The sequence below is a fragment of the Agromyces tardus genome (assembly GCF_003710805.1).
Taxonomy (GTDB): Bacteria; Actinomycetota; Actinomycetes; order Actinomycetales; family Microbacteriaceae; genus Agromyces; species Agromyces tardus.
Genome location: NZ_RHHB01000040.1, coordinates 18,730 through 31,090, shown reverse-complemented (window position 1 = coordinate 31,090; position 12,361 = coordinate 18,730). Strand labels below are relative to the sequence as shown.

Genomic DNA, 12,361 nt, shown 5'->3' with positions numbered 1-12,361 from the left:
TGCGCGCTCGCGGGGAGCCCGTGCCGCCGGTCCTGCCCGCCAGCGTGCCGGTCGCGCTGGCCGAGCGCGGCCGCTCGGGCAACGCGGTCGGGGTGATGCTGGTGCCGTTGCCCACGGGCGTGGCCGACCCGGTCGCGCGGCTGCGCCGCGTCGCCGAGTCCACCCGGGCGCGCAAGGCCGACGCCCGCGCCCGCGGGTCGTACGAGCTCACGCGCACGCGGTTCGGCACCCGCGTGTTCCGCACGTTCGTGCGCTACCAGCGGCTGATCGTCATGTTCGTCACGAACGTGCCCGGCCCGCGGCATCCGCTCGCCCTCGCCGGTGCGCCGCTGGAGCACGCGTGGCCGCTCTCGGCGATCCAGGGCAACGTGCGGCTCGGCATCTCGGCCCTGTCGTACACGGGCGTGCTGCACTGCGCCGTGCACTGCGACGCCGACGCGGTGACTGCGGCGGTGCTCGGCGACGCGCTCCGCGCCGAGCTCGCCCGCATCGCCGCGCTCGCATGATGCGACCGGGCACCCCGGCGGGGCCGCGCTCGCATGATGCGACCGGGCACCCCGGCGGGGCTCGACCGGTCGCCCCTGCTCAGCGCAGGAACGCGTCGGGGTCGAACTCCTCGATCGGGATGACGCGCACGCGCGGCAGCGGCGCGTCGAACACGTCGGCGTCGAACTCGAGGTCGAACTTGCGCAGGCCGGGGATCGTCGCGAACCCCACGTTGCGGAACTCCGAGAACGCGAGGAGGCCGACGCGCCGGTCGTCGTCGATGAGCGCGGCGAGGTCGTCGAGGAAGTCGCCGTCGTGGCTCACGAGCATGACGTCGCCGGCGCGGTCGCGGAGCGCGCGCAGGGTGCGCTGGATCGCGATGTCGACGACCTTCTCGTCGGGGGAGCCCGACAGGGGCACGACCCGGTAGTCCATCGCCTTCAGCGCCTGCACGAACGACATCGGGATGCCGGAGGAGGCGTTCAGGAAGAACAGCCCCTGTGCGGGCTGCTGCCACGTGCGGGCGGCGAAGGCCGTCAGCCGGTCCCAGCGCGGTCGTTCCTCGGGCTGTGGACGCCTCCCGAGGATCGACGAGCCGAGCGTGGCGTCGATGTTCTCGCCGTCGACGAGCAGCCACGTGATGTCGCCGTTGTCGCTCACCTGTCGTCTCCTCGCCCGCCGGCCGCAACGGGCGACGTGCGACCCAGCCTACGGGGGTGCGTCCGCGAGGGGTCGAGCGTCAGGCGGGCGGCGCGGCGAGCAGGGCCTGCTCGCCGCGGTGGCGGCGCAGCACGACGAGCAGCACCACGGATGCCGCGACCTGCAGCACGACCACGATCGTGATGAGCAGCGGCACATCGCCGTAGAGCGCGCCGGCCACGCTCGCTCCGGCGAGCGCGCCCACGCCCTGGAAGACGGCGAACCAGCCGTACGCCGTGCCGCGTTGCGCCGCCGGCACGAGATCGGCCACGAGGGCCTTCACGGTGGAGTCCTGCACCCCGGTCGCGAGGCCCCAGATCACGACGCCGACCACGACGATCGCGACCGTGTCGCCCAGCGTGAATCCGGGCACGAACGCGGTGAGGAGCGGCACGAGCAGGAGCACGGACGATCCGATGCGGTCGTACGCCCAGCCCGTGGCGAGCGCGCCGACGGCTGCGGCCGCCATGCCGGCGGCGTAGATGAGCGGCACGCCCGCAACCGGCACCAGATCCGTGGCGGCGAGGTGGAACGACATGACGCCGAAGCTCAGCAGTCCGAAGGTCGTGAGCGCCGCGAAGGTCGCGAAGAGCAGGAACGTGGTGCGCACGTGCGCGGGGATGGACGCGAGCCCCGACAGCCGGGCCGCGGCCGATCGGCGGCTCGGGCGTCCCGCTGCGCCCGAGGCGCTCGACGGCTCGGGAGCCGGGTCGGCGGCGGCGGGCGCCGGCTCGACTGGCTCGGCGGATGCCGCGGGCTCGGCCGGCGTCGCGGGCGCGTTCGCCCCCGCCTGCTCGCCGTCGGTGCGGTACACGCTCGGATCGGGCACCTTCGCCCGGAGCCAGAACAGCAGCACCATCGCGACGAGCGCGGGGATCGCGAGCGCGAGGAACGCCGGCCACAGCTCGCCCGTCATCGCGGCGATGGCGGCAACCACGAGCGGGCCGGCGAAGGCGCCGATCTGGTCGAGCAGCTTGTGCACCCCGAAGCCCTTGCCCCGCCCGACGGCGCCGGCGGGGTCGGCGAGCAGCACGGTCTTCGCGGGACCGCGGACCGCCTTGCCGGTGCGCTCGACGAGGATCAGTCCGCTCGCGACGGCGAGGGATGCCGTGCCGAGCACGGGGGTCAGTGCGAGCAGCGGAACGCTCACGGCGCTCATCGCGTAGCCCGCGATCGTGAACGGCCAGTAAGCGCCGGTGCGGTCGGCCCACGGGCCCGTGACGAGCCGCAGGATGAGCGCGATCGCCGTGGCGCCGCCCGTGACGGCGCCCACGAGTGCGGCGGATGCCCCCAGCTGCTCGAGCAGCGCGCCGCCGACCGAGATCGCACCATCGGAGACCATGTCGATGAACAGGCTCACGAAGCCGAGTCCGATGACCATCGACCAGGGGCGCAACCCGACCGGGCGCGCCTTCGCGGCATCCGTCACGGCCGTCCTCCTGTCACCCCGTTCGCCGCCCCGTGCCGAGGCAGGAGCCCAGAGTAGTGCAGCGGGCGGTGCCGGCGCGGTCAGCGCCCGGCGGGCGTGAGGCTCATCCGCAGGATCGAGGCCGTGAGCTCGCCGGTCTCGACGCGCGGACCGGCGCGCCACCCGCCGGCCGCGAGCTGCTGGAAGCCGATGACTGCGGCGACGACCGTCGCGCCGCGCCGGCGTGCCTCGTCGGCGTCGAATCCCGCGGCCTCGAGGAGCGCCGCCACGTACGCCACCCGGCGCTCGGTGACGCGGCCGACGACGGCGTCGACGCCCTCGCCCGCGGCCGTGACGTAGAGGGTGCGCTCGCCGCCGCGCTGGCGCATGCGGTCGACGATGACGTCGTAGAGCACGGCGAGTCGCTCCTCGGGTGTGCCCGCGCGCTCGACGAGGTCGATGACGAAGTCGGTCTCGATCTGCTCCCACTTGGCCATGACGGCGGCGACGAGTTCGGCGCGGTCGGCGAAGTGCCAGTAGAAGGAGCCCTTGCTGGCGCCGAGGTCGCGAGCGACCGCCTCGACGCGCACGGCGGCGAGGCCGTCCTCGTTGAAGCGTCGGTAGGCCGCTTCGATCCATTCGTCCGCCCCGAAGCTCGCCATGTCCATACGGTACCGTATAGTCTTCCATACGCCACCGTATGGAAAGAGTCCGCCCATGCCCGCACCCGCCGCGACGCCCGCATTCTGGTCCCTGGCGCTCGCCGAGATCGCCGATCCCGACTACGCCGACGTCGCGGTCGGCGTGCTCCCGGCCCACGCCACCTCCGATCCCGCGGCGTGGGCGCGAAGCCTCTTCTCGCGCCGGTCTCTGCCGGTGTGGCTCGTCGTGCTCGTGGTGATGCGGCAGGTGCTCGCGCCGCTCGTCGGGATCCCGCGCGTGCCCCGGGATCGCTTCCGGGTGCACTGCGTCGCGGGCGACGAGGCGCTCCTCGCGATCGACGACCGGCACCTCGACGTGCGTGTCGGCGTCGGGGTCGACGAGGAGCACGGGATCGTGCGCGTCGTCACCGCCGTGCGCATGAAGGGATGGCGGGGCCGGCTCTATATGGTGCCGGTGCGCATGGTGCACCCGCACCTCGTCAACGCGATGATCGCGCGGTCGCGGCGCAACCTCTCGGGCGTCACGGCGTAGGCGAGCAGCGCTGCTCGGGACCGCGGCCGGGCGGGAGCGTCACGGTCCCTGCGCGCGGGTGCCCGCGGCCCGCCCCGCGGGGGCGGACCGCGGTGGCATCCGTCAGCGCCGGCCGATGGAGCGCACGATCGCCGCGGTGACCACGAGGGCGCCGACGGCGGCGGCGATCACGACACCGGGCCGCTCCCGGTACGCCTGCTTGAGCCGCTCGGTCCACTCGCCGGCGAGCGTGCGCGTCTGCGTGAGGATCTGGTCGACGTCGAGGTCGTCTGCGGCGCCCTTGAGCTTCGCGCCGGCGGTCTTGGCGGCGTCGGCCGCAGCATCCGCGGCCTTGCCGGCTGCCGCCTTCGCGTCGGATGCGGCGCTCTTGGCGCTGTCGACGACGTCGCCCACCTTGTCGCTCACCTTGCCGGCGAGGTCGCTGATGGCTCCGGATGCCTCGTCCTTCGCGTCCTCGGCGGAGTCGCTGGCCTTGTCCGCCAGCTCCGCAGCGGTGTCGGCGAAGTCGGACGCCACGTCGGTGGCGGTGTCGCCCACCCGCTCGGCCGCCTCGCGTGCCGCCTCGGTTGCTGCATCGATGTCGCGGTTGGTGTCCGTCATCCTCGTGCTCCCTTCGTGGTGCGATCGGTCGTGCTGTGATCGGTCGTGCGGTGATCGGGCAATCGTACGCTCGTGTGCTCGGGGCGGCCCCCGAGGGCCCAGGGGTTGTCACCGGGCCGCACGGCTGCTACCCGGGGAGGTGCCGTCGGCAGCGGCGGGGTCAGCTGCGGCCCGACCGCGCGGCCTGCTCGCGCAGCATCCGCCGGGCGTGCTCCCACGCCTGCCGGCGCGCCTTCACGACCTTCGGGTTCGCCCAGAACTCCTGGGTCGCGGTCGCGTACTCCGCCACCTTCGGACCGCCCTTCGCCTGCGCCATGCGCTGCGCGTGCGCCCAGGCCTGCTGCCGGGCCCTGGCGACCTTCGGGTCCGCCCAGAACTCCTGGCTCGCCGTCGTGTACTCCTGCACTCGCGGGCCGACTCGCCGGACGAGGGCGGAGATGATGCTCACGATGCCGGCGATGAACAGGCCCGCTCGGATGAACCGCTGCATGTCGCTCCCTTCGGGCCGTCGACTCGACGGCTCCTCCGGCCAGCCTGACCGCTCGACCGCACCCGGTCGAGTGGATTGACAGTGCCCGCAGACCGTGGCATACCCGCGCGAGGACCGCCCGGACGATCGCGACGCGCGACACCGCTCGGTGCGGTTACCCCAGCCCCGCCCGCTCGGCGAGCACCTCGCGCAGCACGTCGCGCGTGAGCCCGAGGCCGCGGTGCACCTCCTCGAAGCTCGTCGACAGGGGCGAGAGCCCCACGCGCAGGCCGCCGGGGTCGCGGTAGTCGGGGATGACGTCGCGCTGCCAGAGCCGTGCGGTGACCTCCCGCATCGCGTCGTGGTGCAGGGTCACGTGGCCGCCGCGCTCCTCCGGGTCGGCCGGCGAGGCGAGCGTCACGCCGAGCGGGGCGAGCCACTCGTCGGCGAGGGTGATAGCGAACTCGGTGAGCGCGATCGACTTGGCTCGCAGCGCCGGCATCCCCGCCTCCTCGATCATCGCGAGGGTCTCCTCCATCGCGAGCATGCCCACCACCGGTGCGGTGCCGCTGAGGAACCGCCGGATGTTCGGCACCGGCCGGTACTCGGGGCCCATCGCGAACATGTCGGTCGTGCCCCACCAGCCCTGGATGGGTTGCGCGAGCACGGCCTGCAGGTCGTCGCGCACGTACGCGAACGCGGGGGAGCCCGGTCCGCCGTTGAGGTACTTGTAGGTGCAGCCCACGGCGAGGTCGAAGCCCCACAGGTCGGCCTTCACCGGCACGGATCCCGCCGAGTGGCAGAGGTCCCACAGGATGAGGGCGCCCGCGTCGTGGGCGATGCGCGTCAGCTCCGGCGCGTCGGCGAGGTACGCCGAGCGGTAGGCGACGTGGCTGACCACGACGAGCGCGGTCTCGGGCCCGACCGCCTCGGCGAGCTGCTCGGGCGTGACGCCCGAGCTCGTGTCGACGTCGATCCAGCGCAGCCGGCAGCCGGTCTCGCGGGCGATGCCGTCGAGCACGTAGCGATCGGTGGGGAAGTTGTCGGTGTCGATCACGATCTCGCGGCGCGCGGGGTCGCGTGCGAGCTGCGCGTCGACGGCGGCGCGCGCGAGCTTGTAGAGCAGCACCGTGGTCGAGTCGCCGATGATCGTCTGCCCGGCCGTCGCCTCGATCACGGCGCGCCCGATGCGGTCGCCGATCTCGGTCGGCAGCTGCAGCCACGCCTCGTCCCAGCCGCGGATGAGGCGACCGCCCCAGTCCTCGCGGAGGAACCGCTCCACGCGCTCCACCGCCGACACCGGCGGACGCCCGAGCGAGTTCCCGTCGAAGTACACGAGGTCGGTCTCGGCGCCCACGAAGCGCTTCCGGTAGTGCGCGAGCCCGTCGGCCCGGTCCATGCGCCGGGCGAACGCGAGCTGCGAGTCGAAGGTCGACCGGGAGTCGGGGGTCACGCGTGCTCCAGTTCCTCGGTGGGGACGATGCGGCCCGTCGCGAGCCATGCCGCGACGGCGTCGGTGTCGGATGCCTCGGGCGGCTCGCCCGGCACGAACGTGGCGACGCCGTCGATGACCGGGTCGCTCGGGTTCGGCACGGCCGGCCACGGGTCGGTGAGGGCCGCCACGAGGTCGGATGCCGCGAGTCCGGCCCGTGCGAGCGCGGCGAGCTCCGCGGCGTTGACCCCCTCGGCGAGGTCGCCGTTGCCGAGGTCGGTGCCGTAGAGCACGCGCCCGCCCGCGCCGTGGAACCGGCGCACGTTGTCGATCGCGACGGCCGCGGCATCCGCATCGTCGCGCACCTGGATCGCGAGCGTCGAGATCCACGCCTGGCCGGCGGATGCCGCGCGCCGCACGAGCCCGTCGTCGAGCCGTTCGTTCCACGGGGCGTGCACGAGCACGTCGGCGCCCCCGTCGATCGCGAGGGCGGCCATCCCGGCGCCCTCGGCGTGCACGGCGACGGGAAGCTCCACCGCGTGCGCGGCGGCCACGATCGCGCGCAGCGTCGGGAGGTCGAACACCGGCCCGGTGGTGGCGTTCAGCGCGACCTTGATGACGGATGCCCCGAACCGCAGCTGCTCGTCGACCGCGGCGGTCACGGCGCCGGGCAGTGCGTCGTGGGCGTGCGAGGCCGTCGCGGCATCCGACACCGACGGGATCTCGCGCACGGCCCCCGCCGGGCACCAGGGCCGGCCGCCCGGATACCCGCCCGGGGCGGTGAGGAACGCACCCGCGTACCGCACGTGCGGCAGGTACCGGGCGCCCGCGATCGCGGCGACCGTCGCGGGGTTGCCGCCGAGGTCGACGACGCCCGCGAGGCCGCCGCGCACCCACGCGTCGGCGTCGCCGAGCTGAAGGTGCACGTGGTGGTCGATGAACGGCGGCAGCATCGTGCCGACCTGTCCGGGGTGGTCGCCGTTCAGCGAGCGGCGCATGCGCCGGGCGTGCGGGCCGAGGGGACCGTGCTGCTGCAGGGGGGCCGCATCGCCGTCGGTCGCGGCTGCGGCATCCGTCGTCGTCTCGCTCATCCGGGGATCTCCGTTCGCACGGCGTACAGCTCGGGGAAGAACGTGAGCTCGAGCGCGCGGCGAAGGAACGGCGCGCCGCTCGAGCCGCCCGTGCCGGGCTTCGAGCCGATGATGCGCTCGACCGTCTTGAGGTGGCGGAAGCGCCAGAGCTGGAAGTTGTCCTCGAGGTCGACGAGCTCCTCGCAGGTCTCGTAGGCCGCCCAGTGCGCGTCGGGGTCGGCGTAGATCGCGGCGAACACGGGCACGAGCTCGGGGCGGAACGTCCAGGCGAGGGTCACGTCGCGCTCGAGCACGTCGGCGGGGATCGGGTAGCCGCTGCGCGCGAGCAGCCGCAGGAACTCGTCGTAGATGCTCGGCGACTCGAGCGCGTGGCGCAGGATCGCCGTGGCTGCGGCATCCGCCTCGAAGACCTGCATCATCTTCGCGTTCTTGTTGCCGAGCACGAACTCGACCGCGCGGTACTGGTACGACTGGAACCCGCTCGCATTGCCGAGCACGCCGCGGAACTGCGCGTACTCGGTGGGCGTGAGCGTCGCCAGCACCGACCACTGCTCGGTGAGCGTCTTCTGGATGTGCTTGACGCGGGCGATGCACTTGAGGGCCGGCGCGAGCTCGTCGGCTCGCATGAGATCGCGCGCCGTCTCGAGCTCGTGCAGCACGAGCTTGAGCCAGAGCTCGGTGGTCTGGTGCTGGATGATGAAGAGCAGTTCGTCGTGGTGCTCGGGCCGCGAGATCGGCCGCTGGGCGGCGAGCAGGGTGTCGAGGTCGAGGTAGCCGCCGTAGCTCATGCGGTCGCTGAAGTCGGTGACGACGGATGCCTCGATGCGCCGCGTGTTCGCCTCGACTCCGTCGTCGGGGCGCTGGTCGTCGTCGTGTGCTGCCACTCCGCCAGCCTAGCCAGCGAGCGGAGCCCGTCGTCAGGGCCGGACGACCGGTGTCCGGGGACGCAGACACCGGTGTCGGCGGATCGCCGTAGGCTCCCCCCATGGGCGAGACGTTCCGGTTCACGAGCGCCGTCTACCGATGGGACGCACGCGCCGCCGACTCCTGGTACTTCGTCGACGTGCCCCAGGAGCAGTCCGACGAGATCCGCGACCGGCCGCGGATGCCGCGCGGCTTCGGGTCGGTGCGCGTGCGGGTCACGGTGGGCGGCACGACGTGGCGGACCTCGATCTTCCCCGGGCGGGAGCGCTACGCCCTGCCGCTCAAGAAGTCGGTGCGCTCCGCGGAAGACCTCGAGGAGGGCGACGAGGTCGAGGTCCTCATCGAGACGCTCGACTGACGCCGGTCGACCTGCGAATCCCTCGCCGTTCGAAGAGCGCGAAGCGCACCCCTCGCCGTTCGAGGAGCGCGAAGCGCATCCCCCGCCGGTCGAGTAGCCCGTAGCGCGTATCGAGACCCACGCGGTCGCCGCGCAGCGCGAGACCCGTCGGCGGGTCGCGGCGGGCGCCCCCCGCCCGGTCGATGACCGGTGTTCGCCCGCCGCGCCGCAGCCCCTTCCCCCCGGAAGGGCCGTTCGTCTTCGGTTCGGGTGAAGCGGAGACGACCCTCCGAATGATACCGGAACACAGGACTTCGTGGGGAACCGGGGCGTACAGTGATCTCGTGACTTCGACTGCATCGCCGCGTCGCGATGCGCGACGCAACCATGAGCGCCTCCTCGCGGAGGCGCGTCGGCTGTTCGGGGAGCGCGGGATCGACGCACCGCTCGACGAGCTCGCCGCGCGGGCCGGCGTGGGAGCGGGCACCGTGTACCGGCACTTCCCCACGCGCGATGCGCTCATCCGCGAGCTCTACGACGTCGCCGTGGGCGAGCTGCACGGGTTCGCCCCCGAGATCCTCGGCGCCGAGACCGGGTGGCGCTCCGTGGAGCTCTACCTCGAGCGCCTCGCCAACTGGGTCGCGGAGTCCCCGTTCCTGCCCCCCGTCATGCGCAGGGTCGCCGAGCTCGATCCCGACTACCGGCCGGGCACCGAGTTCGAGGAGGCCGTCAACGGGCTCATCGCGCGCGCCCAGGCCGAGGGATCGCTGCGCGACGACGTGACGGCGGTCGACCTCAGCGTGCTCGTCGACATGCTCGGCTCGATCGGCCAGTACGGCGGCGAGTACCTGCCGTTCTGGCGGCGGCAGCTCACGATCGTGCTCGACGGGCTGCGCGCCCGCCCCGACACGACCCCGCTGCCCGGCGTCGGGCTCGAGTTCGGGGCCTTCCACGACATGTCGCACCGCAAGGGCCCGGTCACGGCGCTCGACTGAGCGGAGGGGCCCGCGGTTCCGGTAGCGGAGTGGGTGCGAACGGATGCCGCGTCAGCTCGCGGCGCGCACCTCGACGAGGTTCGACCACGGGTCGTCGAAGGCGAGGCGGTCGCCGGTGTCTCGGGTCTCGACGCGGTAGTGCGACATCCGCTCGCCCAGCTCGCCGAGGTCGTCGGCCGTCGGCACGACGATCTCGACCTTCCCGAGGCCGAGCGCCGGCTGGCGGCGACCGGCGCCGGCGCTGCTCCAGGTGTTCATGGCCATGTGGTGGTGGTAGCCGCCCGCCGACACGAAGAGCGCGCCGGGCCATCCGTCGGCCGTGGTCTCGAAGCCGAGCCGGTTCACGTAGAACTCCTTGGCGCTCGCGATGTCGCCGACCGAGAGGTGCACGTGGCCGACTGCGGCGCTGCCGAGTCCGGTGCCGGATGCCGCGGCATCCGCCCCCTGCTCGGTGAGGTGCTCGCGCAGGTAGCCGTTGGGGTCGAGGAAGATCGTGGCCATCTCGATCTGCCCGTGCGCCCAGCTCCACGTGGAGCGGTCGCGGTCGAAGTAGAGCTCGACGCCGTTGCCCTCGGGATCGGTGAAGTAGAAGGCCTCGCTCACGAGGTGGTCGGCGCTGCCCGTGAAGGTGCCCGGGTACTTCGACGCCACCGAGAACAGCGCCGTGGCGAGGGCCTCGCGGGTGTCGAACAGGATCGCGGTGTGGAAGAGCCCGGCGCTGCGCGGTGAGGCGTGCTTGAGCTCGGGCGCGTGCTGCAGGATGACGGCGGGCGTGGCGCCGCGACCGAGCACGGCGGTGTCGCCGTCCTGGCGCAGGAGCTCGAGGGTGACGCCGTCGCGGTAGTAGCGGATCATGGCGTCGAGGTCGGCGACCCGCAGGGTCACCGGGCCCATGGCGGTGTCGGCTGCGAGGCGGTCGGCTGCGGCATCCGGCGGATTACTTGTAGTCACAACTAATGATAACGCAGGTTCGGCGAGGGTATTCCGGCGTGCGGGCCGAGGAGTCGCTTCGTGCGGGTCGGGGAGGCCGCTCGCGGCCGTCCCGAGACCCCGGCCGGGACCTACGGCCTGGACTCGTCCCCGGTCCGCGCCTACCGTGGGACGACATGGCTCGCCGGGGGTTCGGCGGGTCACTTCGAAGGAGCGAACCATGGCAATGGAGAACCTGATCCTGTACATCGCGACGTACGACGACACGGCTTCGGCCACCGAGGACTACACCGCGCTCAAGGCGGCCGAAGCGGCCGACCTCGAGGTCGTGTCCTCGATCGTCATGCACCGCGACGACGACGGCAAGGTCAGCGTCGACGAGCACGGCACCGGTCAGGTGAAGAGCGGCGCGTTGATCGGCGGGGGCGCCGGGCTCGTGCTCGGCCTGTTCGCACCGCCACTCCTCGCGGCGACCGCGATCGGCGCCGGCGTCGGCGCGATCGCGGGAAAGCTGGCGGAACGGCACGAGGAGAAGAAGATCGGGGTCGACCTCGAGGAGAGCCTGCCGAAGGGCTCGTCCGCGATCATCGCCGTGATCGACGACCGCTATCTCGACCGCATCGACGCGGCGCTGTCGAAGGCCGTCAAGAAGATCGACAAGGCCATCGACAAGGACGACTACGAGGCGCTGCAGAAGGCCATCGACGAGGGCGGCGACGAGGTCGCGAAGGCCATCGCGTCCTAGCCCCGCCCGCCCTGTGCGGGTCGAGGAGGCCGGCGGCGTCCCCGCTGTGCGGGTCGGGGAGGCCGCCCGCGGCCGTCTCGAGAACGCGCCTACGCCCCCTGCGTGAGCCGCTCGAGCAGCATCCGGTACCGCTCGGCCGTTCGCTCGACGACCTCGGCGGGCAGTGCCGGCGGTCGCTTGCTCGAGTCCCGGTCCCAGTTCGCGGCGAGCCAGTCGCGCACGATCTGCTTGTCGAAGCTCGCCATGCGCTCCTCGTGCGCGGTCGCCGTGAGGTAGGTCTCGAGGTCCCAGTAGCGGCTCGAGTCGCTCGTGAGCACCTCGTCGGCGAGGGTGACGATGCCCACCTCGCGGTCGGCGCCGAACTCGAACTTCGTGTCGGCGAGGATCAGGCCGCGGGCCTCGGCGATCTCGGACGCGAGCGAGAAGATCTCGAGCGAGAGCGACCGCAGCTGCTCGGCGACCGTCTCGCCCACGAGCTCGACGGTGCGCTCGTACGAGATGTTCTCGTCGTGCTGGCCCATCGGCGCCTTCCACGCGGGCGTGTAGATCGGCTCGGGCAGGCGGTCGCCGTCGTCGAGGCCGTCGGGCAGGGCGATGCCGCCGATCGCACCCGTGGCCACGTACTCCTTGTAGCCGCTGCCCGTGAGATAGCCGCGCACCACGCACTCGATCGGGAACATGTCGAGCGTGCGGCAGAGCGTGGCCCGGTCGGCGACCTCCGCGGGGATCGCGGGCACCTCGTAGCGGTCGTCATGTGGATGCGCGAGGTGGTTCGGCACCTCGGGGAGCTGGTCGAACCACCAGTGCGTGAGCGCGGTGAGCATCGCGCCCTTGCCGGGGATCGCGGGCTCGAGCACCTGGTCGAAGGCGCTCACGCGGTCGCTCGCGACCACGAGCACGACGGGCGAGGTGCCGAGCGGGTCGCCCGTCCAGGTGTCGTCGTCGGTCATCGTGGCGTCGGGCACGTACAGGTCGCGCACCTTGCCCGAGTAGACGTGCGTCCAGCCGTCGAGGTCGCCTGAGGTCGTCATGGCCGTCTCCCTTCGATGAG

General features: G+C 72.7%; 15 protein-coding genes. 5 read left to right on the top strand and 10 right to left on the bottom strand.

The genetic code is table 11. From position 1 onward, the window contains the following. The coding region (locus EDM22_RS15165; RefSeq protein ID WP_138708104.1) for a WS/DGAT domain-containing protein at positions 1 to 506 on the top strand (506 nt) is incomplete at its 5' end. Positions 507 to 585: 79 nt separating this feature from the next. Here EDM22_RS15165 and EDM22_RS15160 read toward each other — a convergent pair. The 3 genes from EDM22_RS15160 to EDM22_RS15150 all read right to left on the bottom strand — a co-directional run bounded on the left by EDM22_RS15160 (position 586) and on the right by EDM22_RS15150 (position 3,255). Beyond that, the gene (locus tag EDM22_RS15160) at positions 586 to 1,146 is read right to left on the bottom strand and encodes an NYN domain-containing protein (protein WP_122937925.1); all 561 of its coding nucleotides are present in this window, start codon (positions 1,144 to 1,146) and stop codon (positions 586 to 588) included. Positions 1,147 to 1,225: 79 nt separating this feature from the next. After that, positions 1,226 to 2,614 carry an MFS transporter gene (locus tag EDM22_RS15155; protein ID WP_212591965.1) on the bottom strand — a complete coding sequence of 463 codons (1,389 nt, stop codon included), beginning with the start codon at positions 2,612 to 2,614 and terminating at the stop codon, positions 1,226 to 1,228. 80 nt (positions 2,615 to 2,694) lie between these two features. Beyond that, the gene (locus tag EDM22_RS15150; RefSeq protein WP_170964160.1) at positions 2,695 to 3,255 is read right to left on the bottom strand and encodes a TetR/AcrR family transcriptional regulator; all 561 of its coding nucleotides are present in this window, start codon (positions 3,253 to 3,255) and stop codon (positions 2,695 to 2,697) included. 55 nt (positions 3,256 to 3,310) lie between these two features. Between EDM22_RS15150 and EDM22_RS15145 the strand changes: the two genes are divergently transcribed. Further along, complete coding sequence (locus EDM22_RS15145; protein ID WP_122937923.1) at positions 3,311 to 3,787, top strand: DUF2867 domain-containing protein; 477 nt, start codon at positions 3,311 to 3,313, stop codon at positions 3,785 to 3,787. Between the two features lie 102 nt (positions 3,788 to 3,889). On the opposite strand, the gene EDM22_RS15140 is transcribed toward EDM22_RS15145, so the two are convergent. From EDM22_RS15140 to kynA, 5 genes are all read right to left on the bottom strand, one after another. Beyond that, positions 3,890 to 4,387 (bottom strand): hypothetical protein, encoded by a 498-nt coding sequence (locus tag EDM22_RS15140; protein WP_122937922.1) that lies wholly within the window; start codon positions 4,385 to 4,387, stop codon positions 3,890 to 3,892. A 160-nt stretch (positions 4,388 to 4,547) separates the two neighbouring features. Beyond that, positions 4,548 to 4,877: a hypothetical protein gene (locus EDM22_RS15135; protein WP_122937921.1), complete on the bottom strand. Its 330-nt coding sequence runs from the start codon at positions 4,875 to 4,877 to the stop codon at positions 4,548 to 4,550. 154 nt (positions 4,878 to 5,031) lie between these two features. Next, complete coding sequence (locus tag EDM22_RS15130) at positions 5,032 to 6,255, bottom strand: kynureninase (protein ID WP_170964161.1); 1,224 nt, start codon at positions 6,253 to 6,255, stop codon at positions 5,032 to 5,034. Between the two features lie 50 nt (positions 6,256 to 6,305). Further along, complete coding sequence (locus tag EDM22_RS15125; RefSeq protein ID WP_122937919.1) at positions 6,306 to 7,379, bottom strand: amidohydrolase family protein; 1,074 nt, start codon at positions 7,377 to 7,379, stop codon at positions 6,306 to 6,308. Then, positions 7,376 to 8,263 (bottom strand): tryptophan 2,3-dioxygenase, encoded by an 888-nt coding sequence (gene kynA, locus EDM22_RS15120; RefSeq protein ID WP_122937918.1) that lies wholly within the window; start codon positions 8,261 to 8,263, stop codon positions 7,376 to 7,378. The genes EDM22_RS15125 and kynA overlap by 4 nt, the downstream gene beginning before the upstream one ends. 101 nt (positions 8,264 to 8,364) lie before the next feature. On the opposite strand from kynA, the gene EDM22_RS15115 reads away from it, so the two are divergent. Next, positions 8,365 to 8,661, top strand: coding sequence for a DUF1905 domain-containing protein (locus tag EDM22_RS15115; RefSeq protein ID WP_122937917.1), 297 nt, complete (start codon positions 8,365 to 8,367; stop codon positions 8,659 to 8,661). 323 nt (positions 8,662 to 8,984) lie between these two features. After that, on the top strand, positions 8,985 to 9,635 hold the full coding sequence (locus EDM22_RS15110) for a TetR/AcrR family transcriptional regulator (protein WP_170964159.1): 651 nt from the start codon (positions 8,985 to 8,987) through the stop codon (positions 9,633 to 9,635). Between the two features lie 51 nt (positions 9,636 to 9,686). Here the strand turns inward: EDM22_RS15110 and EDM22_RS15105 are convergent, their stop codons facing one another. Continuing rightward, a complete protein-coding gene (locus tag EDM22_RS15105; RefSeq protein WP_122937915.1) occupies positions 9,687 to 10,529 on the bottom strand; it encodes a VOC family protein in 843 nt (280 codons plus the stop codon). Between the two features lie 256 nt (positions 10,530 to 10,785). On the opposite strand from EDM22_RS15105, the gene EDM22_RS15100 reads away from it, so the two are divergent. Next, positions 10,786 to 11,310, top strand: a complete 525-nt coding sequence (locus tag EDM22_RS15100) for a DUF1269 domain-containing protein (RefSeq protein WP_122937914.1) — start codon at positions 10,786 to 10,788, stop codon at positions 11,308 to 11,310. An 89-nt stretch (positions 11,311 to 11,399) separates the two neighbouring features. On the opposite strand, the gene EDM22_RS15095 is transcribed toward EDM22_RS15100, so the two are convergent. Beyond that, the gene (locus EDM22_RS15095; protein WP_122937913.1) at positions 11,400 to 12,341 is read right to left on the bottom strand and encodes a phosphoribosylaminoimidazolesuccinocarboxamide synthase; all 942 of its coding nucleotides are present in this window, start codon (positions 12,339 to 12,341) and stop codon (positions 11,400 to 11,402) included. Positions 12,342 to 12,361 lie beyond the last annotated feature (20 nt).